The following is a 24,362-nucleotide window of genomic DNA, read 5'->3' on the forward strand; positions in this document are numbered from 1 at the left end:
TGCTATTTTCCTGTCCGCCTGCGCCGGCCAGGCGCCTGTTTCAGACTCTGCGGCTTCCGCAGCGACCCCTGCCGCAATGGTTCCGCCTCCGCCCACCGCAGGCGTGGCAACCGACGCAACACGCGCTGCGAACGCTGCACTGGCTGCCCGCCTGCCGCTGGACGAGCAGAGCGATGTGGAAGACGCGGGCCGGGGCCGGATCGGGTTTATCGATGCACCCGCCATTCTCAACGCAGATGGCGACGTCGTCTGGTCGATCCCGCAATTCGATTTCCTGAAGGGGGAGGCGCCCGATACGGTGAACCCTTCGCTCTGGCGCCAGTCACGGCTTGCCGCCGAGCATGGCCTGTTCGAGGTCGCCCCCGGCATCTGGCAGGTGCGCGGTTATGATCTCTCTGTGATGAGCGTCATCGAGGGCAAGACCGGCTGGATCATCGTTGATCCCCTGACCAGTGTCGAGACGGCCAGCGCGTCACTGAAACTGGTCAATGACACGCTGGGCGAGCGCCCCGTCACGGGGCTTCTCTACACCCACAGCCATGCCGACCATTTTGGCGGGGCTCGCGGCGTCATCACCGAGGAGGATGCCGCCGCCCGCAAGGTGCCGATCCTTGCGCCCGTGGGCTTCCTCGAACATGCCGTCAGTGAGAACCTGATCGCCGGCAACCAGATGAGCCGCCGGTCGACGTTCATGTTCGGCAACACGATAGCGCGCGGCCCGGCCGCACATGTCGGATCCGGCCTTGGCCCCGGCCTGCCCCAGGGCACGATCAGCCTGATCGCGCCAACCGAGGAGATTTCAGGGCGCGGCACCCAGCGTGTCGTCGATGGCGTCACCATCGAGTTCATTGATGCCGCCGGAACAGAGGCACCTGCCGAATTCATGTTTTACCTGCCCGAACGCCGGGCGCTCTGCACGGCAGAAGTCGTCACTGCGACCTTTCACAACCTGCTCACCCCACGCGGCGCCAAGGTGCGCGATGCGCTCGGCTGGACAAGGGCCATTGACCATGTGCTGGAAACCTATGGCGACAGGTCCGATGTCGTTTTCGCCTCGCACCACTGGCCGACCTGGGGACAGGAGAATGTCGAGAGCCTGCTGACCCAGCAGCGCGACATCTATCGTTATGTCCACGACCAGACCCTGCGCAATGCCAATGCCGGGGCCACCATGTTCGAAGCGGCAGAAGCGGTTGAGGAACCGGCCTTCGAGAGCGAAGCCGATGCCTTCAATACGCGCGGCTATTACGGCACGCTCAATCACAATGCCAAAGCGGTCTACCAGTATTATTTCGGCTGGTGGGGCGGGGTTCCGGCAGGCTATAACGCCTTGCCGCACGCCGTAACGGCGGTCCGCTATGTCGACGCGATGGGCGGGGCTGACGCCACGCTGGCGCTCGGGGCCGAGGCATTCGAGGCGGGCGATTTCCGCTGGGCGGCGGAGGTGTTCAACCATGTGGTCTTCGCCGACCCGGACAATGAAGCGGCCCGCAACTGGCTCGCCGCCACCTATGAACAGCTCGGCTTCCAGGCCGAGAGCGGCGCCTGGCGCAGCTATTATCTCGTCGGCGCCAGCGAGCTGCGCAACGGCATCCCGAGCCTCGGAAACCCGCAGCTCGGCAATCCGGAATTCCTGCGCGCGGTGAGCTCGATCGACCTCATGGATTCCCTGGCCGCCCGCTTCAATCCGGCCAAGATGACGGGCGAACCCTTTGCGGTGAACCTCGTCTTTCCTGACCGCGACGAGACTGTGACACTGCATGTGGGCAAGTCTGTCCTCGTGCCGCGCAAGGGGAGCAGCGCCGAGGCCGCCGTCACGCTGACGCTGCACCGCTCCGTGTTTGACCTCGTCCTGCTCGGCCGGACCACGCTGCCGGAACAGCTGCAGTCCGGCGCAGCCAGTGTGAGTGGCAACCCGGCAATGCTCGCCGCCTTGTTCGGTACCCTCGACCGGCCCGACTTCTGGTTCCCGGTCGTGACACCCTGACTGGCATAACAGCACCTTTCGCCCTGAACATATGAAAAGCCGCGCATCACGCGAGGGGAGGAGACACGGATGACACACACGAAAAGCCGCTGGGAGATCACCACCGGCCGGTCCCTGCTCGGCCTGTATTTTCTGGCGCCGGGGATCATGAAATTCCTGGCGCCCGACATGCATATCGCCCTGATGGAACATCACGGCGTTGCGTTTGCGTCGCCTCTCATGTGGTTCGCCGCGCTGGTGAATATTGCTGGCGGGCTGGCCCTGATCACCGGGCGGCACGTTCGGCGCGTCGCATTCGGCTTCGTGATCTACATTCTTTTTGTGAATGGGCTGCTGCATGATTTCTGGAATTTCGGCGGCACTGAAGGCGCCCATGAATTGCAGAATTTCATCAAGAATCTCGGCATCCTGGCCGGCCTGCTCGTACTGGCCGGCGCAAGCAGGTCGCGCGCCGTGTTCGCGGCGAACTGGTGGAAATCGGATCGCGCCGTTTAGACCGGCACCTGCTCGCTTAGCCGTCCACCCATGCGGATGGGTTCGATGCGGGTCGCGAGGCCGGTCTTGTCATCCGTTTCGATATAGGTGCCGCAGAGAGTGCCGTCGCCGAGGGCGGGCTGATAGCGTTCGCCGGGCAGCTGGGTGATGAAACGGTTCAATGAGTTCTGCTTCTGCATGCCGATGACGCTGTCATAGTCGCCGCACATGCCGGCATCGGTCTGGTAGGCGGTTCCGTTCTCCAGGATCATCGTGTCCGCGGTTGGCACATGGGTATGGCTGCCGACGACAAGGCTGGCGCGCCCGTCGCAATGATGGCCCATGGCCATCTTCTCGCTGGTGGCCTCGCAATGCATGTCGACAATGAGGGCATCGGCGACCGTGCCGAGCGGCATGGAATCGAGCGCGGCATCCACGGCAGAGAACGGATCCGACAGGCTTTGCCGCATGAAGACATTGCCCTGCACCTGAACGACGCCGACGCGGCGCCCGTCCGGCAGGGCATAGAGGTGTGCGCCCTTGCCCGGCGCATTGGCCGCCGGGGGATAGTTCAGGGGCCGCAGCAGGCGCGGTTCGCGCTGGATGAAGGTCAGTGTCTCGCGCTGGTCCCAGGCATGGTCGCCCAGCGTCAGGCAATCTGCGCCAGCACCGAAGAACTCATTCGCGATGGCTTCGGTCAGGCCAAAGCCGCCCGCCGAATTCTCGGCATTCACGATAACGAAATCGAGCCGCAGGCGGGCTTTCAGGCCCGGCAGGTATTCCAGGACGGCAGCCCTGCCTGGCTTGCCGACGACATCTCCGAAGAATGCGAGTTTCATGACCACCAGCCTATGCCCTGCCCGGCGCACAAAGAAAAGCGCGCGTCTCCAGCAGGAAACGCGCGCCGATCATCGGGCCCGAGGCGGACCTATTCGTTCTTGGCGGTGAAACCGAGCGCGGTCTTGGTCAGGGCCGACGGATCTTCCATCTCGACAAACTCGGCAACCCGCAGCGGCTTTGCAGGCGCCAGCGTGATCGTCAGTGTCTTGGGATCGGTCAGGAAGCTGGACAATGCCGTCGCAGCCTCACCAGCCAGTTCCGGATCGATGCCAGCACCTGCCGCCATCATCGGCGCCATGGCCATCATGCCGGCCGTCTGGCTGCGAAGCTGTTGCGGATCCTGGCCGGACTGGGCCGCGTAGGCGTTGAAGGCGCGATCGACGAAACCGTTATCGTCGAACGACATCCGGAAATTGTGAATCAGCATCTTTTGCAGGGCTTCCTGCATCTGGGCACCCGGATCGGCCGGACCATCATCTGCCACGGGTGTGGCCTGCGCAGCTGCGAAGGCGCTGGCACCTTCATACTTGCCGGAAAAGTCGACGCGGAAACCGTCTTCAAGCTTCCAGAAATTCTTGCCCTCGGCGATCGTGACCATGTCCTTGTCAGGATCATAGCTCTGTTCACCCTGGCCGCTCAGTTCCAGCTTTTCGTAGCCCAGAAGGGCCAGCTGTGACCCCAGCTTCTCGCCAAGTTCGCCTTCGACCGTGCCCAGCGTCATCTTGAACGGATCTGTCACCACTTTCACTGCGCGACCCTTTTTGTCGCGGGAGACCCTGGAATTGAGTTTGGGCATGTCGAACGCCGCGCCGGACACGTCGATATTGAGATCATTGATCTCGATGGAATCATATCCCGGATTGGCAGGGTCATTCTGCAGCATTTCGAACAGGCCCGCCGCAGATCCGTTGCCGGAATCCTCGCTCATTTCAGCAAACATGCCGAAATTGACGCCGCGGATATCGACATTGCCGAGACGTGCCTTGACGTCCGTGTCATCCATTGGGTCCGTCATGTCGAAAGTGAGCCCCTTCAGGGCCATCTGCGCCATCTTCTCGTCCTTCAGGCCAAGGACGCTGATAGAGGAAATCAGAAACGCGCCCTTCTGGCCGTCCTGCTCGTCGATCTGGAAATTCATGTCCTTCATCGACCAGAGATCAAATGCGAGCGCCTTGCCCTCAGGCATGTCCATCGCTTCGCCCTTGCCGAACAGGCTGGCAATCCAGGCAGCGGTTTCCGGTGACGGGTTGACCAGTTCCATGGACTTGATCTCACTCGTCCCCTGGCTCTCTTCGGGATTCTTAGGAACGAAGCTGACATCCGACAGGACAACACGCGAGAAGTTCGGTTTGCCGTCGATCATGCCGAGGCCCTCGAATTCCATCGTGGCGGCCTTGAGATCTGCGCCCTTCAGGTGAAGCTCGCCATCATCATCGTCCAGGCTCATGCCCTCAACGCTGTCGTCTTCCGAGGCGAGCAGGGTGACGTCCTTGAAGACGGCCTTGGCGCCCTTCACATCACTTGATTCAAAACTGACGCGGCCCGAGCCTGACTGGGTCAGGGAAAACGCACTCAGAACGTCGCTGGCGGAGGCTGCATCTCCTTTGCGGAGTTTGACCCCCGGCAATTTGCCTTGTGACTGTTCAGTCACAGCCTGGCCTGCACCATTCTCGTCCTTGTTTTTGTCACCGCATGCCGTAAGCAAAGCGAGGGCGGCAACGCCTGTCAGCAGATATTTCATCTTTGGTCCCTTTATTGAATAACTGCGAGCAGGTCTCCCCGACGCGTCTCTTGAGAGTTTATTACATGGCATACAACAATGGCCAGACCATGACACTGAAGGCGCCGAATGGTTCGCGCGTTGTGGTACGATTTGAGGTAAATTCCAAGGCCAGACGCCTGATTCTGCGTCTTGACGAGCGCCGCCGTGAGGCTGTGGCCGTCGCGCCGAGCAATCGCCAGATCAAGGATGCTGCAGCATTTGCTGCAGAACGCGTGGAATGGATATCGACGCGGCTCCAGCATCTGCCGGAAATCGTCCGCTTTGAAGAAGCAGAAATCATACGCTTCCGGGGCGAGCCATGCCAGCTGACCGCCAATGGCGATACGCGGCTGGCCCGGATGTGGCCCGGCGATCCGCTGCTGCTCAGCGCGCCGGGGGACCCCGAGACACTTCCCCTGCGCGTCACCCGGTACCTGAAAAAGCAGGCAAAGGCCGATCTCACGCGCGCTGTAAATCGCCATGTCGAGACGTTAAGTGTTGAATATAAATCAATTTCTGTAAAAGACACAAGGTCGCGCTGGGGCTCCTGCACGGCAGATGGCCAGCTGTCATTCTCGTGGCGCCTGATCATGGCGCCCCCGAAAGTGCTTGACTATGTTGCTGCACACGAGTGCGCCCACCTGCTGGAGATGAATCATTCGCCAAAATTCTGGACGCATGTCTCCCGCTGTGCCCCAGACTGGAAACGCCAGCGCGCCTGGTTGAGAACGCATGGCGCAGGGCTTCAATCGGCTGGGGAATAATCCGCGCCCTGAGGGTCTTGCCGGGTGAATCCGGCCGATATGTCCTTAAGCTGACAAAAAAATAATTGTTCCCGCTACAGCCTGTTCCGTCCTGCAGATCTGCAATCTCTTTTTCGTACTCAAGTCCGGTCCAGACAGATAAGTCCATTTTATGGACCTTAATCGGCCCGCTCCGGAAGCCCTCAACCTGCCTGCGCGGCGGCAAGTTCCTTCTCTGACTCGGTCGGCCGCGCCGGGCCGAAACTGATCAGGGTGACACCCTCGCCGCCCTTCGGTTCGCGGTTCGGGCCCAGGAAGGTCACCGTCCCGTCAGGCCTGACTTCGGCGATCAGGTCCGATTTTGGCCGGTCCTCGCGGAAATCAGCGAGATCATATTCATCCGTCAGCTTTGTCTTGCCGAAGGTCCAGCCACGATAATGGTCGCGGATCAGGCTGTCATAGCCACGGCCGCGCCGGATCAGCGTACGCCCGCGCGTGCCCATGCCGATGGCGCGCGGGTCTTCGTCTTCGGTGTCCTGCGCCGAGAGCTGGTAGACCTTGTGGCGGCCGAGTTCCGGGGCAAAATGCCCGGACACGAGCGCATTATAGGGCTCGTTCGCCGACAGGCCGATCACCTGGTCAAAGGCTGAATGGTCAAGGCGCACTTCAGCATCTTCTGACAGGACTTCCCCGAAAAACGTATTCAGGCCCGCCTCTCGCGCGGGACGCAGGCGGCGCCAGTTATTGTCTGCCAGAATCGGCTCGACACCGACATCCCTCAGCACTTTTGCCAGATCCGTGCTCCACGGGTTCACGCCCACCAGCAGCACGCCCGGCTTTTCCTTGCGCGCCAGGCCGAGGCGCCGTGCGAGCGGGCCAATCGTGAAGCCATGCAACACGACTGTGGTGAACACCATGGCAAAGGCAAGCGGCGTAATCTGCTCGGCGCCGGAGAAGTAGAACTTGCTGTCTCCGCGCCGGCCAAGGTCTTCCAGAAGCGTGGCAAACAGGCTCGAAACGGCGACCGCCACGATCCCGCGCGGCGCAATCCACCCCAGCAGCAGCGCTTCATTGCGCTTCAGCGTGCCGTAAGTGGAAATCCAGACCGAGAGGGGCCGCACGATGAACAGCATCGCCGCCAGGAACGCCAGTGTGCGCCAGGTCAGCGCTTCCCTGATTACATCGGGTTTGAGGTTCGCAGTCAGGATCACGAACACGCCGGACACGAGCAGGACAGCGATATCTTCCTTGAACTTGCGCAATTCGGCGAGCCCGGCGAGCCGGGAATTTGCCAGCGTCATGCCATACGCGGTCACGGCAACGAGCCCGATTTCCTTCTCGATCTGCTCGGCCAGCGCATAGCACAGGATGATCGAGGCAAAGATGATCGGTGCTTTCAGGTATTCCGGCGTCCAGCCCGCGCGGAAGGCCCGCACCATGACCCAGCCAAACGCAATGCCCAGCGCCACGCCGAGGCCCGCAGCCACCACGATCATCGCACCCTTGCCAAGGATCGACTCGCCTGTCGCAGCCACCCGGATGATTTCGAAGGACGCCACAGCAAACAGCGCACCAACAGGATCGTTGACGATGCCTTCCCATTTCAGGAACTGGCCCGTCCTGCCGCCAAGCTTTGACTGGCGCAGCAGTGGCATGATCACGGTCGGTCCGGTCACCACCATGACGCCCGCGAACACGATGGAACTCGACCAGTCGAGCCCGGCGGCATAGCGCGCCGCCAGTGTACCGAACAACCAGGCGAGCGGCCCGCCAATGAACACCATACGCCGCACAGCCGCGCCAGCATCGCGCAGATTCTCGAACTTCAGGACAAGCCCGCCCTCGAACAGGATCACGGCCACAGCCAGTGACACGATCGGCCTCAGCAAGTCGCTGCCGCCGCCATTGAACACGGCTTCAGGATCGAGCAGCGGTTCACCGAAAATCACCGCCCATAGCGGGCCAGCCGCCAGGCCGGCCAGCGCCATAAGCACGATGGCCGGCGCCTGAAGGCGCCAGGCGAGCCATTGTGCACCGATTCCCAGCGCCCCGATCAACGCACACGCGAAGATAAGTTCACTGGATCCGGCGCCCGCAAGAGCAAAGTCCATATGATTCATGCGTGCCCTGTCAGCTCACCAGCCCCATTGTCCCCGGCCTGCACTACGCGGGCTGAGCGTTGATGTCATCGGCAAAGTCAAACCCGATTTCGCGTGTGCCGTAATCGCCGACCTCATAGCGCTCTATATTCTCCTGAAACCAGTTGAGCACATGTGAAAACACATGCGCATGGAACGGTTCCGGGTCCTGGTCCCTCAAAGGCAGGCGGAATTCGAACTTGGCGCCATCCTCGATTTCGATAATGAAGACCTCGCCCACCTTGCGGCACTCCATGCTCACCCGCATCCAGTCTTCTGCCTTCGACACCCGCACCGCCAGGCCAAACGAAATCGGCACAAGCGGGCGAAACCCACGTGGCGGCAGGGAAAAGGCCTGATCGCCATGCGGCCTGGGTTCGAATGGCCCCTTCGGCGGCACGAGATGAACGCACATGCCATCCGCTGCACCGATATAGTCGCACAGGCCCGCGCGCATTTCCTCGGCGAGCGACCGGATGCGATTGTAATTTTCGGCCGCTAGCGCCTGGTAGGCTTCAACCGTGGTGATGAGTTCATCGAAACGCGACAATGGGCATGGCCTCCGGGCCTGGGCAGGTCAGATATGAACGAAAGACTAGGCCGATAAGGCCCGGCCTTCAAACTTTATGGTTGCTGCCATCGGGCAGTGATCGGACGCCTTTGGCGATATCCAGCCGATTCCGGGGAACCTCGGGCCTGCATGGCGGGCGGCATGATAGGGCGACCCGGCCCGGATAATCGTTGTGTCCGGCGCCGGGTTCTGCGCCGCAAGGCGCGGTGACAGCAGGATATGGTCAAGGGCGCCGTAAGTATCATCTTCCGGATAATGGTGCGTCCAGCGATCAAATGCATCCGGAATCGCGTACGAGGCGAGATCCACCGCAAATCCATCGTCCAGCAACGGCCCGAGGCCGCTATGGCCAACGGGCACACCATCAACCTCCCTGTAGTCGTTGAAGTCTCCCAGGACGACCCAGTCTTCCTCCGCAGGCCGCTCGAAGCGCAGCCGGACCAGCTGGCGTACGGCGGCCGCCTCTGCCAGGCGGACATGGCGCGTTTTCCTGCGTCCGCCGTGCATGGATTTGAAGTGGCAGACGAACAGGGTCAGCGCCCGCCCGTCTTTCACCACGTCCACTTCCAGGCAATCGCGCCGAAAGGCGTAGTCATTGACTGTACGGCCCCTTGGCGGGGTCACGCCCAGCGCGCCAAATGTCCGCCGCGCATGGCTGCGCTGATAAACCACCGGCAATCGCGACAGGAGAGCGACGTCAATCCCGCGGGAATCATTGCCCTCATGAAGGACACGCACACCAAACGGTCGGCCGGCCCAGCGGGCAACATAGCGCGTATCGAATGCCGTCAGAGTGACCAGGTTTTCGACTTCCTGCAACGCGCAGACGTCCGCCCCGGTGGCGGCCAGCGCCTGCGCCGTCAGGGTCCTGTCATCCTCAGATAGCACATCGAAGACGGAATCGACCTGCTCAGCGACCAGCGCATTATCGATATCCGTCAGGCGCTGGCGCGCATTCGCTATGCCCGCCCTGCGAAAATCGCAGCGCATCATCAGGTTTTCACAATTGAAGGTCGCAAGGCGCAGTTCAGGCATGGCGCGAACACTCGCCCGCACCTGCCCGTTGCGTCAATGAAAACGCGCCCGGTGACTGTTCAGGCTGTTGTTTCAGCCTTGGCCGGCGCACCACCACCGACGATACGGTACCAGTAGAGCTGCAGGCCGCAATAGGCGAACACGATGCCGAGATTGGTCGACGCCAGGGTGCCATAGCCCTGCCCGCGTGCCGGCTCGATGATCAGCTCGATACATGTCGCAAACCCCAGCGCCGTTACAGCCGCCGTGCCGGATCGGCGCAGGCCGATCGTCATCGCAACCCACACCGTCAGCGATGCGAACGCCACAAGACGGAAAATGTGGTCTTCAACCCCCACAACGCCGCCGGCATTGTAGGCCGTCGCTTTCAGCGCGACAAAAATCGCAATCAGGCCCGTCAGGCCTGTGGCGACCATTTTCAGATTACCGGAGACCCAGTAATTGCGGACCGGGGGCGTTTCCGTAGCAAGATCAGTCATTACCCTCACCTCATACTTGGAGATGGGACAGTGTCTCAGACACCGATTTCACGAGGCTTAAGCAATCGTGTTGGATTTCAGGCCGCTGTTCGTGACTTGGCAACAAATCGCGACGCGCTGAGCGCCCGTTCCAGGGTCGATGGATCCGGTTGCAGGGCGAGGGGGATCGCGGTCCGGCCCATCTCGATGGCAATTCCGGGCTGCAGGCCTTCAGAATAGGCCCCCAGCACCGACCGGATCACGTCCAGAAAGCGCGCATCTTCTTCCACGATCTGTCCAAACCGGGCCGCAACCGGGCCAACGAGGCCATAGGCGAGGAAAACGCCAAGAAAAGTGCCGAGCAGCGCCGAGCCGATCATGGCGCCGAGAATGGCCGGTGACTGATTGATCGAGCCCATCGTGCGGATAATGCCGAGGACGGCCGCCACGATTCCGAGCGCTGGCAGCGCATCGGCCAGTGTGTGCAACGCGGCAACCGCCTTCATACGCTGGTCAAGGTAAACGGCAATCGACTGGTCCATCTTCGCCTCCGCCCGCGCGGGATCGGACAGGTCCAGCGCCATCAGGCGGAACGCATCACACACCATGGCGCGCGTCGCATCATCGGCCAGGATGCGCGGCGAAGCCTGAAATATGGCCGACCGGGACGGGTCTTCAATATCGGCTTCAATCGCGATGAAGCCGCCCTGGCGGGCCTTGCGCATCAAGGTTCCGAGCAGGACGAGCAAGTCCTGATAATCCGCCCGGCCCCATTTTGCGCCGCGAAACGCGGTTGCAAACCCGCCAAGGGCTTCGCGCGCAACGCTCAGCGAATTGCCGATCAGCACGGTGCCGATGGCCGCGCCGCCAATCAGCGCCAGCTCAAAAGGCAGGGCGTGCATCGCCGCGCGTCCTCCGGTCAGCACGAGGCCGCCGAAAACGAGAACGAAAACGAGAACGAGGCCGACCAGCTGCGCCAAACCGATACCTTTCAAGGTCATACCGGACCACCCTGCACAGAAGGGTCTTAACCCTGCGTTTCTTTTCATGTGCGCCAGCGGATATGGCCCTGTCACGCGCGGTTGATCCGGCGCAGTCCTGAACGTACGCTTTTCCCGACTGGGCATCCGGGGTGGTGCAACGGAGACGATCAATCGCATGCGCAGCCTTCTATCAGCTCTCGTTTTCGCCGCACTCGCCGCTCCGTGCCTGGCGCAGGAATCCGATGCCAGTGACGATTACCTTGTCTGCGCGCCGGAACAGACCGCGCAAGGGCGCGCCATCGTCCGACAGGCCTGCGGCGATCTTGACGTTCCGGAAGCGTCGGCTCCCTACTTCACCTCGCTCGACGAGCTGGAATCCGCCCGCGCCATCCGCGAAGCCTATCGTGCGCGCATTATCGATTATACTGCCTGTGTGTCGGACTTCATTGAGTCCCATCATCAACCCGGCACTGCGCCCGCCAGCCTGGCACCGGACCAGGCGGCCTGCGCCCATTCATGGGCCGAGAATGAGGCCACGCAGGCGATGCGGGAATTTGGCCGCGCCTGTGTCGACTTTTCCAATCGCACCGTTATGGATTCCCGCCTCACTCCCTGGTCGGGCGAATGCTATCCTGCCATGCCCAAAGGCAGTGGCTAAGCCGCCCGCTGGACTTTTCGGCAGCGCCAGCCGAATAGTCGGCGCATGAGCCAGCCAGCTGATTCCCTGCAGGAAACACCGCAACCCGACCGGCGCGGCGCTTTCTTTCTGCTGTTCTTTGCGCTGATGGCCATTGGCGCAGGCAACACGATGCTGATCGCTGCCGTGTTGCCGCCCCTGACGCGCGAACTGAACCTTCCGGACTGGATGGCCGGGTCGATCTTTGCCCTGTCGGCCTTCTGGTGGTCCGTCACCTCGCCCTTCTGGGGCAAGCGGTCCAATCGTTGGGGGCGACGCCCCGTTGCGGCCATGGGACTTGCCGGATACGGCCTGTCGATGACGCTGCTGCTGGTCTTCGGCTGGCTCAGCCTCAATCACGTCATTACCGGCACGGTGCTTGTTTTTCTCTGCCTCGCGGCCTCGCGCTCCATGTTCGGCCTGCTTGGCTCCGGTGCGAACCCGGCGGCGCAGGCCTATGTCGCTGACAGGACAAGCCCTGCAGAACGCCAGTCCCAGATCGCCTTCATCACATCCGGCTTCAGCGTCGGAACCGTGATCGGCCCGGCTGTCGCCGCCGCTCTGGTGGCCACGGCCGGCCTGCTCAGCCCGCTGGCCGTCACCGCTGTGATCGCCTTCACGATGTCGGCTCTGATCTGGTTCCGCCTGCCCGAACAGCGTCAACCGGTCACCGACGCCACCCAGTTTGATGACGAAACCGGGGCGCGGGGTCTCTGGCGGTCCGGTTCGGTCCTGCCATTCCTCGTGTTTGCCGTGTGCCTGTCGCTGACGACCGGCATCCTGACACAGGTATTCGTCTTCACGGTGATGGACCGGATGGGCGTGTCCGGCCGGGAGGCAGCCCAGTTTACCGGCCCCGCCTTCACCGTTGGCGCACTGGCCGTGCTGCTGGCCCAGCTCGTGCTGATCCCGCGCCTCAACATGCGCAACAAGACGCTGATGATGGTTGGCTGCGTACCGCTTTTCCTCGGCGCGATCATCCTCGTCTTCGCACGCGACTATGCCAGCCTGATTCTCGCCCAGTTCTGCATCGGTCTCGGCCAGGGTCTCGCCCGGCCGGGCTTCTCAAGCGGAGCATCGCTCGCCGTATCGCCCCAGCTTCAGGGCAATGTCGCCGGACTGGTCATCTCGGCCAATGGCATGGGTTTCATCATCACGCCCTTCTTCGGCCTGTTCCTGTATGAATATGTTGACCCCCACCTGCCCTTCGTCATCTGCGCCGGCCTGCTGGTCTTCATGATCCTGTTCGCACGCTTCGGCCTGAAGGATGGCGTCGGCGAGTTCGCTGACTGATCAGCTCGGCCCGTCGGTCACCGACGAGACACCCACGCCGCCATTGCCCGCAATGACCAGCGCCAGCATCTCCCTGGTCGGATAGCCATCCGCCACCAGTCCGCGCGACTTCTGGAAGCCCTGTAGCGCAAGCTTGGTCTGGCGGCCGGGAATGCCATCCACCGGCCCGGCACTGAAGCCGCGGGCATTGAGGCCCGCTTGCAACGTCTTGATATCGGCGACCGACAGGGGCCGCAAATGCTGCGGCCATGGCGTCATCGGCCCTGTCTTTCCGGCAATGGCATCGCCCGCCATGCCGACGGCAAAGGCATAGGAATCGGCATTGTTATAGGCCTTGAACACCGTGAAATTATTGAACAGAAGGTATTTCGGCCCTTCTGCGCCCGCCGGAAGCCAGAGCTGCGAAAAGTCGGCCCCACCGGTCTCGAACGCGCCACCTGCTATCGGCGTCAGTCCGGCCGCACGCCATGTATCCATCCGCCGCTCATTGCCATCCGCCAGGCTGAAATCGAAGCCTGCGGGAACCGCCACTTCCAAGCCCCAGGGCTGGCCCATCGCATAGCCGGATTTTTTCAGGTAATTGGCGGCTGAGGCGAGCGCATCGCCTTCATTCTTCCAGACATCCTTGTGCCCGTCGCCATCGAAATCCTCTGCATAGGCCAGATAGGTTGTCGGCATGAACTGCGTCTGGCCCATCGCGCCGGCCCAGCCTGCCAGGAGGTCGGACCGTTCGGCATCGCCGCGTTCGACCATCTTGATCACCGCGAGCAGTTCGCGCTCGGCAAATGTGCGCCGGCGGCCTTCGACCGCCATATTGGCCAGGACATTCCCGGCATCAAAATTGCCGATGACCGCGCCATAGCTGGTCTCCATGCCCCAGATGGCCACCAGCACCTGCCGGTCGACGCCATAGCGGGCCTCAAGATCGGCAAACAGGGCGGGCTGGATCGCAAGGCGGTCGCGTCCATTGGAGATGCGACTCTCGCCCAGTGGCACTTTCAGGTAATCCCAGATCGGCTTGGAGAATTCAGCCTGGTCGCTGATGCCGGTGCTCGCCACCTGCATGTCGGATCCGAGCCAGAGCGGGATCGGCGCGATTCCTGACAGGAGCGACTCGACAATCGCGCGGTCATGGCCCGCCTCAAGCGCCCGGCTGGAAAAGTCGATCCGCCAGGCATCCATCGCGGCATGGCCCGACGAGGTGTACTTGATCGCGCCTGCCGCTGGCGCCGTCACCGGCGGATTGCCCGCGACAGGCGGCGTTCCGGGCTGGGGACCGGCTGCGCAGGAGGCCAGCAGCGCGGACATGGCCGCTGCTGCAACCCATTGCGTTCTGGCAATGCCAGTCTGTATCATCGCGTTTCTCCGCTGAATTGTCGCTGCATGGCAGCGCGCGTCCTTGACTCTGCTAACCGGATTCATTACTCGCACCGCTTTCCAATTCCTTATGATCGTCAGGCCAGGCCCATGAAAGTCCGCTCGTCACTCAAGTCCCTCAAGGCACGTCACCGTGATTGCAAGATCGTGCGCCGCAAGGGCCGCGTCTACGTGATCAACAAGACCAACCCGCGCTTTAAAGCGAAACAGGCCTGAGCCGAAGATGAACAGGCAATGAGGCGGGAAAATGACCGTTTCGATTGCCCTGTTCGATCTCGGCCGCGTCGTGCTCGATTGGGAGCCAGCGCGCCTCTACGACAAGATTTTCGATGATGCGGCCACCCGGGATCACTTCCTGGACACGGTCTGCACAATGGCTTGGCATACACGCCATGATGCCGGTGCCAGCTTTGCCGAGAATGCCGACGCGCTGATTGCCCAACATCCGGAATATGAAGCCGAAATTCGCGTCTGGGGCACGCGCTGGATGGAAATGTTCAACGGCTATATCCCCGGCACGCCAGACCTGATCGAGCGCCTGCATGCGGGCGGCGTCCCACTCTACGCCCTGTCGAACATGCCATCCGACCCCTGGCCCGCCATGCTCGCCCATTTCAGGACGCTCCAGCGCTTCCGGCATGTCGTCGTCTCGGGCGATATCGGGATGGTGAAGCCGGATCCGGCGATCTACCACCACACGCTGGATACGATCGGCAATCCGGACCCGGCAACGGTGCTGTTCATCGATGACAGCGCGGCCAATATCGCGGCTGCCGATGCGCTCGGCTTCCGCACGCATCACTTCACCGGCGCGCCCGGCCTGGAGGCTGCGCTGGTCACACATCATCTCATCTGATGCAAACTTGATGTTGCCGCCGCGCCCATCCCGTACATATTGAACCTCATGTCCAAGGCCCTCCTCCTCGCTGCCCTTCTCTTTGCCGGATTCGCTCATGCGGGTCCGTCAGACGAGATGTTTGAAAAACTGCTCAATGCGCCGAGCGAGAGCGAAGCCAATGATGCGGCGCAGGACATCTGGGCTTCGTGGATGGAGTCCGGTTCGCCAACGGTCGACATGATCATGGAGCGGGCTGTCGATGCCCAGACGATCGGGGATTATGAAACAGCGCGCGCCTTCTACGACCGGGCCATCATGCTCGAGCCGGATTATGCCGAGGCATGGAACCGGCGCGCGACCCTGTTCCTGAATGACGAAAATTTCCCGGAAGCGCTGCGCGACCTCAACGAGGCCCTGCGGCTGGAGCCCCGGCATTTCGGCGCATGGGCCGGGCTGGGCATCATGATGGAAACCATGGGGGCCGAGACCGAAGCGCTGGAGGCCTATCGCGAGGCGCTGGAAATCTATCCCTTCATGACGCAGGCACAACAGGCAGAGAAACGCCTCTCCAGGGTGGCCGAGGGCCAGGGGCTTTGAAACGGATGATCAGTATCGCCTTGCTTGCCCTTTCGGTCGCGGGGGCCGGTGCGTGCGTTTCCAGCGCCGCCTACACATCTCGCGTCCAGCAGGCCAACCCCGTATCGACCGGCCGCATCGTCACCGTGAACGGCCATGACGTGAACGTGCTGACGGCTGGCAGCGCCGGACCCACGGTCCTGATGATCCACGGCGCCAGCGCGAATGCGCGCGAATTCAGCTGGACGCTTGCCCCGCGCCTTGAGAGCGACTTCCGCGTTCTCATGGCCGACAGGCCCGGACACGGCTATTCACAGCGCTTTGATGGCGCCAGCGCGCTCGGCGCGCAGGCCGCCCAGATGGCAGGCGTACTCGACCAGTTGGCACCCGGCGAAAAGGCCGTGATTGTCGGACATTCCTTCGGCGGCGCGGTCGCCCTGCGGCTGGCGCTCGACAGGCCGGACCTCGTCGAAGGCCTGGTGCTCAGCGCGCCGGTCTCACATGACTGGGGCGGCGGCGGACAAGCCTGGTACAATGGCCTTGCGGCAGCGCCGCTTGTCGGCCCGGTCTTCACCCAGCTCGTCCCGACCGTCGGCCCGGCGCAGGTCAAGGCCGGTATCAGCAGCGTGTTCGACCCAGCGCCCGTACCGGAAAACTATTTCGAAAATTCCGCCATAGGCCTGCTGTTCCGCCCGCCCAATTTCCGCGCCAATGCCAAGGATGTACGCACGCTGGAAGACGAACTTGCGGCGCAATCAAAGCGCTATGGCGAACTGGATGTGCCGATTGTCGTGTTTTCGGGCAGCCAGGACACGGTGATCCGTCCAAAACTCCATGTCGGCGAACTGAAAAAGCAGGTGCCGGTTGAGCTGGTGATTCTGCCCGATGAAGGCCACATGCCCCACCATGCGCACGGCGGTGATGTCGCGAACGCCATTCGGCGTCTGGCCACAGGCAGTGAGTCTCGCTAAGAGGCTCGGCCTGCCCACCGACACACAGATTCAAGGATCACCTTCATGGACGACGCTGCCGCCACGCACCTGACCGAAACGACCAAGGAAAAGCTCCGCCAGACAGTTGCCAAGATCGAGCGTCTGGAAGAAGAAAAAAAGGAAGTGGCCGAGCAGATCAAGGAAATCTACGCCGAGGCCAAGGCATTCGGTTTTGACGTCAAGGCGCTGCGCCAGGTCATTCGCCTGCGCAAGGTCGACAAGGCTGACCGCGAAGAGCAGGAAATGATGCTGGAGCTCTACCTTCTCGCAACCGGCGACGCCTGACCCGATTGGCCTTTCGGCCGGATTGCCCTAACATTCCCATCATGTCCCGTGATGTTGACGAGCGTAAGAAACGTGCCGCCCTGCGCAAGCTGCGCAAGGCCGCCGCGCTCGCCGAACAGGGGCTTGGTCCCGAACTCTCCGACTGGGAACGCCAGTTCCTCGAAGAGGTCGAGGCGCGGATAGAAACCTATGGCTCGGCCTTCGCTGATCGCGAAAAGGGCGCCGAGGGCGAGGCCCTTTCCAGCTTGCAGCAGGTCAAGCTGAAAGAGATCGACAAGAAGGCTCGCGGCAAGGGCAAGTCAGGCTTCAAGTCCAAAGTGCGGCCGGCCTATACACCGCGCGTGCGCAACATCGACGCTGAAGATGACGCGCCGCCCGAGGCGGACGTGACGCCTGCTTCCCCTCCTCTTCGTCCCCCTGCCCCACGCCTGGTCGCCACCGCCGCACCGGCGCCCGCCTCTCAACACCCCCCTGCTGCGCCCACCCCGTCACCTCGCCCCCGCTTTCAGGTGATCAAGGGCGGCAAATCCGGGGATGACGCCTGAACGTATGCTCCTGAAAGGAGACACGGCAATGAATACGCAAACCGGGCCCGCACCGGGCAAGACAGTCGTCATCACGGGGGCATCCACCGGCATCGGTGCCGCTACGGCGCAGCATCTGAGCCAGCAGGGCTGGTGCGTGTTCGCGGGCATACGCAAGCAGGCCGATGGTGACAGGCTCAAGGACGGCGCCGCGGGTGACCTCCGCCCGATCATCCTTGATGTCACCGATCCGGAAAGTGTTGAAACTGCAGTGAAAGCGGTCGCCGACGCGCTCGGAACAACGCGGCTGGCCGGTCTGGTCAACAATGCCGGCATCGCCCGGATGGGCCCGCTCGCGCTCCAGCCGCTGGCAGACTTTGAAGCGCATTTCTCGGTCAACGTGTTCGGCCTCCTGCGCGTCACGCAGGCCTTTGTGCCCCTGCTTGGATCGGACCCGTCCCGCACTGGCAATCCTGGCCGGATCGTCAACATTACCAGCGTGGGCGGCAAGATTTCTGCGCCCTTTCTCGGCGCCTACACGGCCACCAAGCATGCCAATGAGAGCATGACCGACACACTGCGCCGCGAGCTCCTGATCTATGGCATCGACGCGATTGCCATTGGTCCCGGCTCCGTGAAAACGCCCATCTGGGACAAGGCTGAGGCGGCAAATGATGACCAGCCCTATGCGAAAAGCGACTGGGCCGAGCCGCTGAGGACATTCGAGCAGGTCATGCTGAACGGCGGCCGCACCGGGCTCGATCCCGTCGAAATCGGCAAGACGGTCCAGACCGCACTGGAAAGCGCCAGCCCCAAGGCCCGCTACGCACCTGTCCCCGACAAGATGACCAATTTCACCATCCCCTCCCGTCTGCCAAAACGCTGGCTCGACAGGATATTCGCGAAGCGTTTCGGACTCAGCAGGCAGGACTGAACACAAAATTCCTGTTTCTATCTGACGTGCCTTGACGTCCCCGGCGGAAGCCGGTCGCAAGTTAAGGCAAATCAGGAGGAAACAGACATGGCAGATCTCAGCGGCAAGGTCGCAATCATAACAGGCGCCGCCAGCGGCATCGGGCTGGCGGGGGTCGAAGTCTTCGTCGCTGCAGGCGCTAAAGTCATCGCGGGCGACATTCAGGATGAAAAGGGCAAGGCGCTGGAAACGCGCTTCGGCGCCGACACGGTCAGGTACATCCATTGTGACGTCACCGACATGGAAGAGCTGGAAGCGCTGATGCAATCGGCCGTCGACGCCTTTGGCGGCCTTGATATCCTCTGGAACAATGCCGGCCATGGCGGCACGCCGACCGGCGTTGAGGACCTCGATCTCGAAGGCTATGACCACACGATGAACCTCCTGTTGAAACAGGTGTTTGCTGGAACAAAGTTCGCCATTCCGCACATGAAGGCGCGGGGCAAGGGCTCGGTCATCAACACGTCGTCGATCAGCGCCGTTTGCGCCGGTTATGCGCCGATCACCTATTCCGTCGCCAAGAAGGGCGTTGCGCATTTTTCCAAGCTGGCGGCTGGCGAACTCGCCAAGCACCAGATCCGCGTCAACGCGATTCTGCCCGGCTTCATCGCCACGTCCATCTTTGGCGCCACGCTCGGCCTGCCACGCGAACAGGCTGACCAGATGGCCGAAATGTTGTCACAGGTCGGCGGCAAGATGCAGCCGATCGGCCGCGTTGGCCGCGGCAATGACATTGCTGAAATGGCGGCCTTCCTCGCCTCCGACGCGGCCGGCTTCATTACCGGCGGTGAATTCCTTGTCGATGGCGGCATGACGGTCGGTCCGCCGCATAGCTGGAACGAGGACGCGAGCAGTCCTGTCCTCGATGCGCTCGGTATCGACGCGGAACAGGCCGAACAGATGCGCCTTGCAATGACGTCCGGCGCTCAGTCCTGAACCATCGTATCCAGGCCGGGCATCGCCTCTACAGCCTGCAACAGGTCTGCCAGTGTCGGTGCCCGGAATACACGCCGTCCGCGCTCATCTGCCAGCGCATATCCCCTGGCCGTCTTGGTCAGGGGAAACCGGCGCCAGTGGGCCCGGGTCCGGAAGATCCAGACCTGCTGAGGCGCCTCCCCGGCTGTTGCCCAACCGGTCCACATGTGGTCGATCGGCAAGCGCCGCCAAAGGCGGTCAATTTCGTCGATCTCCGAAGCGGTGAAACAGTCCATGTCGGCTAGTCCAAATTCATCTGCAGCGCGCGAAGATAACCGCCCGCAGAGCGTGCGCAACCTCGAAGGTGCGCTGTGGATGATCGCATCCGGCACAGTGTTCACGGCCTTCCTGACCCTCTCCAAGCTCCAGTCGGCCGACTATGATCCCGGCTTCCTCGCCTTCTGGCGCGCAGCCATTGCGCTCCTGATCACCGTGCCGGTCATCCTTCAGCAAGGGCTCGGCATCCTGCGCATCCAGCAGCCTGGCATGATTTTCGTGCGAAGCGCTTTCGGCACCCTCGGCTTCATCCTCAGCTTCTATGCCGTTTCCGACGCATTCGGCCTGCCGCTATCGGCCTTCAATGCCATCAGCTTCTCGCGCGCCATGTTCATTACCGTCATCGCAGCCCTCGTCCTGCGCGAAACCGTCGGATGGCACCGATGGGGCGCCACGCTGGTCGGCTTTGTCGGCGTGCTGGTGATGACCCAGCCGCAATCAGGCGTCAGCCTGGGCACGCTGCTCGCGCTGGGCGCCGCTTTCTGCATGGCCGGCGCCATCACGCTGGTGAAGGTGCTGTCACGGCTGCATCGTCCGGTAACGCTCCTGATCTGGGCCAATCTTCTCTCATCCATCCTGCTGCTGCCACTGGCCATCTGGACATGGCCACCGGTCTCGCCTTCGCTGCAGGACTGGGGCCTGATCGGCATCATGGGCCTGTGCGGCGCTGTCGGGCAGTATCTCTACATTCGCGGCATGAGCATTGGCGACGCATCCTTCCTGTCGCCTATCGACTATCTCCGCCTGCCCATGGCAGCGATGGTCGACTGGCTGTTGTTCAACCTTCTGCCCGGCCCGTGGACCTGGGTCGGGACGGCAATCATCATTTCCGCAACGTTCTACATCACGTACCGGGAACATCGCTTGAGAGACAGGGCCGTCACCCCGCCCTTGTGAATCATGGCGTTATCGTTCACAGTTCACAAAAATCAGGGAGACAGCCATGGCCAGGGTACTCGTAACGGGCGCAACCGGTTTCATTGCCGGGCATGTGATCCTTCAATTGCTGGACGCAGGCCATGACGTGCGCGGCACAGCACGCTCAGCCAGCAGCGCCGCCAGGCTCAACGCAACACTCAGCAAATATGCCGGCAGGCCCATCGCCATCGAACTCTTCGCCGCAGATCTCGAGCGCGATGAAGGGTGGGCCGAAGCTGTCGCCGGGATGGACTATGTTCAGCACGTCGCCTCGCCTTTCCCCAGTGGTGTGCCAAAAGACCCGGATGATCTGATCCGCCCTGCGCGCGACGGCGCACTGCGCGTCCTCAAGGCGGCGAAAGCGGCAGGCGTGAAACGGGTCGTGATGACATCCTCCGTGGCGGCCATCGCCTATGGCTGGGGGGACAATCGCCCGGCCTTACTGACCGAGGAACACTGGTCCAACCCGGACAACCTCAAGGACAACACCGCCTATACCCGGTCCAAGACAATCGCCGAGCGCGCGGCGTGGGACTATGTGAACGGCGAGGGCAAGGGCCTTGAGCTTGCCGTCATCAATCCCGCGGCCGTCCTCGGCCCGGTGATGAGCGGTGACCTCTCCGCATCCCTTGAATTGCTGACCATCCCCCTGTCGGGAACAGTGCCCGCGGTTCCGCGCGTCGGCTTCGGCATTGTCGATGTGCGCGATGTCGCAGCCGCCCATGTTGCGGCCATGACCGTTCCGGAAGCGGCTGGCGAACGCTTCCTCGTCTCGCAGCCATTCATGTGGTTCAGCGAGGTGGCCGATGTGCTGCGCGAAGCCTATCCGGCCTATTCGAAGAAAATCCCGAAAGGCACGATGCCGGATGTCATGCTGAAACTGGTCGCCATGTTCAACCCGACGCTCAAGCAGGTCATTCCCGAACTCGGGCGCGAACGACAGCTCTCCAGCGAGAAAGCGAGGCGCATTCTCGGCTGGCAGCCGCACACCGCCCGGGACGCCATCATTGACGGCGCAAAAAGCCTGATCGATGCTGGCGTGGTCCAGCCTCACAAGGGTCAGAAATCGTAGGCGATCCCCTTGCGTTCCCAGTCGCCATAGCGGGTCGGTTCGATGGTGCGTGGGCCGCCGCGTTCGTCCTCCGGCAGGCGCGCGGCATCGGCACCTTCAGCGGCGCGACGGGCATCGGCCTCTTCCAGCGCGCGGCGTGCTTCGGGGCTCAATGCCTTGCGCCGCTCCGCCTCTTCGGCACTGCCATCAGGGGTGGGTGAATCCTTATCCATGTGACATCAGACTCCTCAATTCGTTAACGCTCACCATATACCTAGCAGTTTTGTCCGACCAAAGGCCGCGCTGCCGTGATAGTGGAGTATAGACCCAATGGGGACCGCGAAAACCTTCATACTGCTTGCCATGCTGACCGGCCTCTTCATGGCCATTGGTTACCTGATCGGCGGCATTCCCGGCATGGCCATCGCGTTTACCGTCGCAGCCGCGATGAACGCGTTTTCCTACTGGAATGCCGACAAGATCGTCCTCAAGATGCAGGGCGCGCGCGAGCTTACGCCGGAAACCACAACGCCCATGCTGCGCACGTTCGCCAATGACGTCGCCTCGCTGGCCGAACGCGCAGGTCTTCCTGCTCCCAAAATCTATATTATCGAAACGCCCCAGCCCAATGCCTTTGCCACCGGCCGCAACCCTCAAAATGCTGCTGTGGCAGCCACGACCGGCCTGCTCGGCATGCTGACCCGTGAGGAAGTCGCTGGTGTCATGGCTCACGAACTGGCCCACGTGCAGAATCGCGACACGCTGACCATGACGATAACAGCCACCATTGCCGGTGCCATCGGCATGCTCGCCAATTTCGCCCTCTTCTTTGGTCGTGAACGCGCCGGCCTTATCGGTTCGCTCGCCATCATGATCATCGCGCCCATTGCCGCAGGTCTTGTCCAGATGGCGATCAGCCGCTCGCGCGAGTACGAAGCCGATGCAAGGGGTGCTGAAATCTGCGGCAACCCGCTCTGGCTCGCCTCAGCCCTCGAAAAAATCGAGCGTGGCGCACGCGCATCCGTCAATGTCCAGGCAGAGCGAAATCCGGCCATGGCGCATATGTATATTTCCAACCCCCTGAATGGCCAGGGCGCCGACAACCTGTTCTCGACCCACCCGTCCACCACGAACCGGGTCGCCGCCCTGCGCCGAATGGCAGGCGAGCAGATGAATACATCCCTTGATGAATCGGGCCTGGCCAGACGCGCTGCAGGACCGTGGGGTTGATCGCATGAGCGGATCCGCAGTTCGCCGCGCAGCAGCCGACCTGCTGACCCTGACCATCGACAGCCGCCGCACGCTCGACGATGCGATGGATACAAGCCAGGTGTTCAATACGCTCGAAGGGCCCGATCGCGGATTCGCCCGCGCCATTGCAAGCACGGCGCTGCGCCATCTGGGGCATGTCGATCTCGCCCTCAGCCCCCTCCTGTCACGCCCCCTCCCCGCCGTCACCGCACCCATACGCGCCTTGCTCCGCACCGGCGTCACACAGCTGTGGCTGATGGATACGCCGCCCCACGCTGCCGTCGGCGAAACCGTCGAGGCCGCCAAGGCATGGCCGGAAGCTCGCTCAGGCGGCGCCTTCCTCAATGCCGTGCTGCGCCGGGCCGATCGAGAACGCCCCGACTTTTCTGCCATGCCGATCCAGGCAATCTGGCCCGAATGGCTGCAGGCTGCCTTCACAGACGCACTGGGCACCGAGGCGGCCGATGCGCTGGCCAGGGCCCAGCTCACCGAGCCCGTGCTCTACCTCACGCCGAAATCCGATGCCGCAAGCGTCGCTGCCGAAACCGGCGGAGAGATTGTGCCGGGCGGCGCCGTGCGGGCGCCAGGCGGGTCCATTGAAGACATGGATGGCTTCGCCGCCGGTGACTGGTGGGTCCAGGATGTCGCTGCAATGATCCCGGCGCGCCTGCTCAATCCGCAAGCAGGCGAGACGCTCATTGACCTCTGCGCCGCGCCTGGAGGCAAGACGCTCCAGCTGGCCGGCTCCGGCGCGCACGTCACTGCCGTTGACCGCTCAGCCGCGCGCTTGCGCCTGTTGCAGGAGAATCTTGGCCGCACCGGCCTCTCCGCAACCGTTGTTGTTGCCAATGCGGATGAATGGCGCCCGCAAGCGCCTGTTGCCAAAATCCTTCTGGACGCACCCTGCTCCGCACTCGGCACGCTTCGCCGGCACCCGGAAGGGGCATGGATCAAACGCGACGCCGATGTCGCCCGCTTTCCCGCTGCGCAGGCCCGATTGCTCGAATCGGCGCTCGACATGCTTCAGCCGGGCGGAATGCTCGTCTACTGCGTCTGCACGCCCCTGCCCGCCGAAGGCGTGGACATTATCGATGCGGCAATCGCCCGCAATATTGCCCGGCGCGTGCCCGTTCTTCCGCAGGATGTGCCGGGCTTCGATCATGCCATTACGGACAAAGGCGACCTGCTGACGCTTCCCGGCGAAAAGGATGACAACGACACATTTTTCATTTCGCGGCTCAAAAAGCCCTGAGTCAGGACTGCAGGGAAGCAGGACGGGGAATCCTGCGGTTGATCGTCATTCGTCCTGGCGGGCGTGAAGGCACGGCATGTCCCATGCGACAGGCGTTTTGCCATCGAAAAGCCA

27 protein-coding genes are annotated in these 24,362 nt (G+C 62.5%); 17 read left to right on the forward strand and 10 right to left on the reverse strand.

The genetic code is table 11. The features are described from left to right. The first annotated feature begins 103 nt into the window (after positions 1–103). Together ACQ66M_RS06875 and ACQ66M_RS06880 are read left to right on the forward strand one after the other, a co-directional pair. Positions 104–1,987, forward strand: a complete 1,884-nt coding sequence (locus ACQ66M_RS06875) for an alkyl/aryl-sulfatase (protein ID WP_430402719.1) — start codon at positions 104–106, stop codon at positions 1,985–1,987. A gap of 69 nt (positions 1,988–2,056) precedes the next feature. Continuing rightward, positions 2,057–2,482, forward strand: a complete 426-nt coding sequence (locus tag ACQ66M_RS06880) for a DoxX family protein (RefSeq protein WP_350173017.1) — start codon at positions 2,057–2,059, stop codon at positions 2,480–2,482. On the opposite strand, the gene ACQ66M_RS06885 is transcribed toward ACQ66M_RS06880, so the two are convergent. After that, a complete protein-coding gene (locus ACQ66M_RS06885) occupies positions 2,479–3,300 on the reverse strand; it encodes a TIGR00282 family metallophosphoesterase (RefSeq protein ID WP_350173019.1) in 822 nt (273 codons plus the stop codon). The two genes, ACQ66M_RS06880 and ACQ66M_RS06885, sit on opposite strands and share 4 nt — an antisense overlap. Before the next feature lie 89 nt (positions 3,301–3,389). Further along, positions 3,390–5,042, reverse strand: a complete 1,653-nt coding sequence (locus ACQ66M_RS06890) for a hypothetical protein (RefSeq protein ID WP_350173021.1) — start codon at positions 5,040–5,042, stop codon at positions 3,390–3,392. A 65-nt stretch (positions 5,043–5,107) separates the two neighbouring features. On the opposite strand from ACQ66M_RS06890, the gene ACQ66M_RS06895 reads away from it, so the two are divergent. Next, positions 5,108–5,827, forward strand: a complete 720-nt coding sequence (locus ACQ66M_RS06895; RefSeq protein ID WP_350173023.1) for a M48 family metallopeptidase — start codon at positions 5,108–5,110, stop codon at positions 5,825–5,827. A gap of 182 nt (positions 5,828–6,009) precedes the next feature. Here ACQ66M_RS06895 and ACQ66M_RS06900 read toward each other — a convergent pair whose 3' ends face one another. From ACQ66M_RS06900 to motA, 5 genes are all read right to left on the reverse strand, one after another. Further along, positions 6,010–7,926 carry a cation:proton antiporter gene (locus tag ACQ66M_RS06900; RefSeq protein WP_430402721.1) on the reverse strand — a complete coding sequence of 639 codons (1,917 nt, stop codon included), beginning with the start codon at positions 7,924–7,926 and terminating at the stop codon, positions 6,010–6,012. A 43-nt stretch (positions 7,927–7,969) separates the two neighbouring features. Then, positions 7,970–8,494, reverse strand: coding sequence for a hypothetical protein (locus tag ACQ66M_RS06905; protein WP_350173027.1), 525 nt, complete (start codon positions 8,492–8,494; stop codon positions 7,970–7,972). 45 nt (positions 8,495–8,539) lie between these two features. Next, on the reverse strand, positions 8,540–9,550 hold the full coding sequence (locus ACQ66M_RS06910) for an endonuclease/exonuclease/phosphatase family protein (RefSeq protein WP_350173029.1): 1,011 nt from the start codon (positions 9,548–9,550) through the stop codon (positions 8,540–8,542). A 59-nt stretch (positions 9,551–9,609) separates the two neighbouring features. Continuing rightward, positions 9,610–10,029 carry a hypothetical protein gene (locus ACQ66M_RS06915; protein WP_430402723.1) on the reverse strand — a complete coding sequence of 140 codons (420 nt, stop codon included), beginning with the start codon at positions 10,027–10,029 and terminating at the stop codon, positions 9,610–9,612. 77 nt (positions 10,030–10,106) lie between these two features. Beyond that, entirely contained in the window at positions 10,107–11,009 is a 903-nt protein-coding gene (gene motA, locus ACQ66M_RS06920) for a flagellar motor stator protein MotA (protein WP_350173033.1), read from the reverse strand. A gap of 157 nt (positions 11,010–11,166) precedes the next feature. On the opposite strand from motA, the gene ACQ66M_RS06925 reads away from it, so the two are divergent. Beyond that, complete coding sequence (locus ACQ66M_RS06925; RefSeq protein ID WP_350173035.1) at positions 11,167–11,649, forward strand: hypothetical protein; 483 nt, start codon at positions 11,167–11,169, stop codon at positions 11,647–11,649. 45 nt (positions 11,650–11,694) lie between these two features. Next, the gene (locus ACQ66M_RS06930; RefSeq protein WP_350173037.1) at positions 11,695–12,960 is read left to right on the forward strand and encodes an MFS transporter; all 1,266 of its coding nucleotides are present in this window, start codon (positions 11,695–11,697) and stop codon (positions 12,958–12,960) included. On the opposite strand, the gene ACQ66M_RS06935 is transcribed toward ACQ66M_RS06930, so the two are convergent. Next, positions 12,961–14,316, reverse strand: a complete 1,356-nt coding sequence (locus ACQ66M_RS06935; RefSeq protein ID WP_350173039.1) for a lytic murein transglycosylase — start codon at positions 14,314–14,316, stop codon at positions 12,961–12,963. Between the two features lie 111 nt (positions 14,317–14,427). Between ACQ66M_RS06935 and ykgO the strand changes: the two genes are divergently transcribed. The 8 genes from ykgO to ACQ66M_RS06975 all read left to right on the forward strand — a co-directional run bounded on the left by ykgO (position 14,428) and on the right by ACQ66M_RS06975 (position 19,461). Beyond that, positions 14,428–14,553, forward strand: a complete 126-nt coding sequence (gene ykgO / locus ACQ66M_RS06940) for a type B 50S ribosomal protein L36 (RefSeq protein WP_034736570.1) — start codon at positions 14,428–14,430, stop codon at positions 14,551–14,553. A 31-nt stretch (positions 14,554–14,584) separates the two neighbouring features. Next, complete coding sequence (locus tag ACQ66M_RS06945) at positions 14,585–15,193, forward strand: HAD-IA family hydrolase (protein WP_430402725.1); 609 nt, start codon at positions 14,585–14,587, stop codon at positions 15,191–15,193. A gap of 48 nt (positions 15,194–15,241) precedes the next feature. Then, positions 15,242–15,772 (forward strand): tetratricopeptide repeat protein, encoded by a 531-nt coding sequence (locus ACQ66M_RS06950; RefSeq protein ID WP_430402727.1) that lies wholly within the window; start codon positions 15,242–15,244, stop codon positions 15,770–15,772. 5 nt (positions 15,773–15,777) lie between these two features. Then, a complete protein-coding gene (locus tag ACQ66M_RS06955) occupies positions 15,778–16,722 on the forward strand; it encodes an alpha/beta fold hydrolase (RefSeq protein WP_430402729.1) in 945 nt (314 codons plus the stop codon). A 45-nt stretch (positions 16,723–16,767) separates the two neighbouring features. Further along, on the forward strand, positions 16,768–17,028 hold the full coding sequence (locus ACQ66M_RS06960) for a DUF2312 domain-containing protein (RefSeq protein WP_035616944.1): 261 nt from the start codon (positions 16,768–16,770) through the stop codon (positions 17,026–17,028). 41 nt (positions 17,029–17,069) lie between these two features. Next, entirely contained in the window at positions 17,070–17,573 is a 504-nt protein-coding gene (locus ACQ66M_RS06965; protein WP_430402731.1) for a hypothetical protein, read from the forward strand. 28 nt (positions 17,574–17,601) lie between these two features. Beyond that, positions 17,602–18,486, forward strand: a complete 885-nt coding sequence (locus ACQ66M_RS06970; RefSeq protein WP_430402733.1) for an SDR family oxidoreductase — start codon at positions 17,602–17,604, stop codon at positions 18,484–18,486. An 87-nt stretch (positions 18,487–18,573) separates the two neighbouring features. Then, positions 18,574–19,461, forward strand: a complete 888-nt coding sequence (locus tag ACQ66M_RS06975; RefSeq protein WP_350173051.1) for an SDR family NAD(P)-dependent oxidoreductase — start codon at positions 18,574–18,576, stop codon at positions 19,459–19,461. Here ACQ66M_RS06975 and ACQ66M_RS06980 read toward each other — a convergent pair. Next, on the reverse strand, positions 19,452–19,736 hold the full coding sequence (locus ACQ66M_RS06980; RefSeq protein ID WP_430402735.1) for a hypothetical protein: 285 nt from the start codon (positions 19,734–19,736) through the stop codon (positions 19,452–19,454). The two genes, ACQ66M_RS06975 and ACQ66M_RS06980, sit on opposite strands and share 10 nt — an antisense overlap. Here ACQ66M_RS06980 and ACQ66M_RS06985 point away from each other — a divergent pair. Both ACQ66M_RS06985 and ACQ66M_RS06990 read left to right on the forward strand, forming a co-directional pair. Then, positions 19,735–20,673, forward strand: a complete 939-nt coding sequence (locus tag ACQ66M_RS06985; RefSeq protein ID WP_430402737.1) for a DMT family transporter — start codon at positions 19,735–19,737, stop codon at positions 20,671–20,673. The two genes, ACQ66M_RS06980 and ACQ66M_RS06985, sit on opposite strands and share 2 nt — an antisense overlap. Positions 20,674–20,719: 46 nt before the next feature. Further along, positions 20,720–21,766, forward strand: coding sequence for an SDR family oxidoreductase (locus ACQ66M_RS06990; RefSeq protein ID WP_350173057.1), 1,047 nt, complete (start codon positions 20,720–20,722; stop codon positions 21,764–21,766). On the opposite strand, the gene ACQ66M_RS06995 is transcribed toward ACQ66M_RS06990, so the two are convergent. Continuing rightward, positions 21,754–21,978 carry a DUF1674 domain-containing protein gene (locus ACQ66M_RS06995; RefSeq protein ID WP_350173059.1) on the reverse strand — a complete coding sequence of 75 codons (225 nt, stop codon included), beginning with the start codon at positions 21,976–21,978 and terminating at the stop codon, positions 21,754–21,756. The genes ACQ66M_RS06990 and ACQ66M_RS06995 overlap by 13 nt on opposite strands. Before the next feature lie 97 nt (positions 21,979–22,075). Here ACQ66M_RS06995 and htpX point away from each other — a divergent pair, with 97 nt between their 5' ends. Both htpX and ACQ66M_RS07005 read left to right on the forward strand, forming a co-directional pair. Continuing rightward, a complete protein-coding gene (htpX, locus tag ACQ66M_RS07000; RefSeq protein ID WP_430402739.1) occupies positions 22,076–22,975 on the forward strand; it encodes a zinc metalloprotease HtpX in 900 nt (299 codons plus the stop codon). Between the two features lie 4 nt (positions 22,976–22,979). After that, the gene (locus tag ACQ66M_RS07005) at positions 22,980–24,248 is read left to right on the forward strand and encodes an RsmB/NOP family class I SAM-dependent RNA methyltransferase (protein WP_430402741.1); all 1,269 of its coding nucleotides are present in this window, start codon (positions 22,980–22,982) and stop codon (positions 24,246–24,248) included. Positions 24,249–24,362 lie beyond the last annotated feature (114 nt).

The organism is Hyphomonas sp., assembly GCF_965284475.1.
Classification (GTDB): domain Bacteria; phylum Pseudomonadota; class Alphaproteobacteria; order Caulobacterales; family Hyphomonadaceae; genus Hyphomonas.

Coding starts and splice junctions, on each gene's coding strand:
- ACQ66M_RS06935 (WP_350173039.1), bottom strand. CDS start 14,316: ATGATACAGACTGGCATTGCCAGAACGCAATGGGTTGCAGCAGCGGCC.
- ACQ66M_RS06885 (WP_350173019.1), bottom strand. CDS start 3,300: ATGAAACTCGCATTCTTCGGAGATGTCGTCGGCAAGCCAGGCAGGGCT.
- ACQ66M_RS06945 (WP_430402725.1), top strand. CDS start 14,585: ATGACCGTTTCGATTGCCCTGTTCGATCTCGGCCGCGTCGTGCTCGAT.
- ACQ66M_RS06880 (WP_350173017.1), top strand. CDS start 2,057: ATGACACACACGAAAAGCCGCTGGGAGATCACCACCGGCCGGTCCCTG.
- ACQ66M_RS06995 (WP_350173059.1), bottom strand. CDS start 21,978: ATGGATAAGGATTCACCCACCCCTGATGGCAGTGCCGAAGAGGCGGAG.
- ACQ66M_RS06930 (WP_350173037.1), top strand. CDS start 11,695: ATGAGCCAGCCAGCTGATTCCCTGCAGGAAACACCGCAACCCGACCGG.
- ACQ66M_RS06895 (WP_350173023.1), top strand. CDS start 5,108: ATGGCATACAACAATGGCCAGACCATGACACTGAAGGCGCCGAATGGT.
- ACQ66M_RS06985 (WP_430402737.1), top strand. CDS start 19,735: ATGTCGGCTAGTCCAAATTCATCTGCAGCGCGCGAAGATAACCGCCCG.
- ACQ66M_RS06925 (WP_350173035.1), top strand. CDS start 11,167: ATGCGCAGCCTTCTATCAGCTCTCGTTTTCGCCGCACTCGCCGCTCCG.
- htpX (WP_430402739.1), top strand. CDS start 22,076: ATGGGGACCGCGAAAACCTTCATACTGCTTGCCATGCTGACCGGCCTC.
- ACQ66M_RS06990 (WP_350173057.1), top strand. CDS start 20,720: ATGGCCAGGGTACTCGTAACGGGCGCAACCGGTTTCATTGCCGGGCAT.
- motA (WP_350173033.1), bottom strand. CDS start 11,009: ATGACCTTGAAAGGTATCGGTTTGGCGCAGCTGGTCGGCCTCGTTCTC.
- ACQ66M_RS06955 (WP_430402729.1), top strand. CDS start 15,778: ATGATCAGTATCGCCTTGCTTGCCCTTTCGGTCGCGGGGGCCGGTGCG.
- ACQ66M_RS06975 (WP_350173051.1), top strand. CDS start 18,574: ATGGCAGATCTCAGCGGCAAGGTCGCAATCATAACAGGCGCCGCCAGC.
- ACQ66M_RS06890 (WP_350173021.1), bottom strand. CDS start 5,042: ATGAAATATCTGCTGACAGGCGTTGCCGCCCTCGCTTTGCTTACGGCA.
- ykgO (WP_034736570.1), top strand. CDS start 14,428: ATGAAAGTCCGCTCGTCACTCAAGTCCCTCAAGGCACGTCACCGTGAT.
- ACQ66M_RS06970 (WP_430402733.1), top strand. CDS start 17,602: ATGAATACGCAAACCGGGCCCGCACCGGGCAAGACAGTCGTCATCACG.
- ACQ66M_RS06980 (WP_430402735.1), bottom strand. CDS start 19,736: ATGGACTGTTTCACCGCTTCGGAGATCGACGAAATTGACCGCCTTTGG.
- ACQ66M_RS06910 (WP_350173029.1), bottom strand. CDS start 9,550: ATGCCTGAACTGCGCCTTGCGACCTTCAATTGTGAAAACCTGATGATG.
- ACQ66M_RS07005 (WP_430402741.1), top strand. CDS start 22,980: ATGAGCGGATCCGCAGTTCGCCGCGCAGCAGCCGACCTGCTGACCCTG.
- ACQ66M_RS06900 (WP_430402721.1), bottom strand. CDS start 7,926: ATGAATCATATGGACTTTGCTCTTGCGGGCGCCGGATCCAGTGAACTT.
- ACQ66M_RS06965 (WP_430402731.1), top strand. CDS start 17,070: ATGTCCCGTGATGTTGACGAGCGTAAGAAACGTGCCGCCCTGCGCAAG.
- ACQ66M_RS06950 (WP_430402727.1), top strand. CDS start 15,242: ATGTCCAAGGCCCTCCTCCTCGCTGCCCTTCTCTTTGCCGGATTCGCT.
- ACQ66M_RS06960 (WP_035616944.1), top strand. CDS start 16,768: ATGGACGACGCTGCCGCCACGCACCTGACCGAAACGACCAAGGAAAAG.
- ACQ66M_RS06915 (WP_430402723.1), bottom strand. CDS start 10,029: ATGACTGATCTTGCTACGGAAACGCCCCCGGTCCGCAATTACTGGGTC.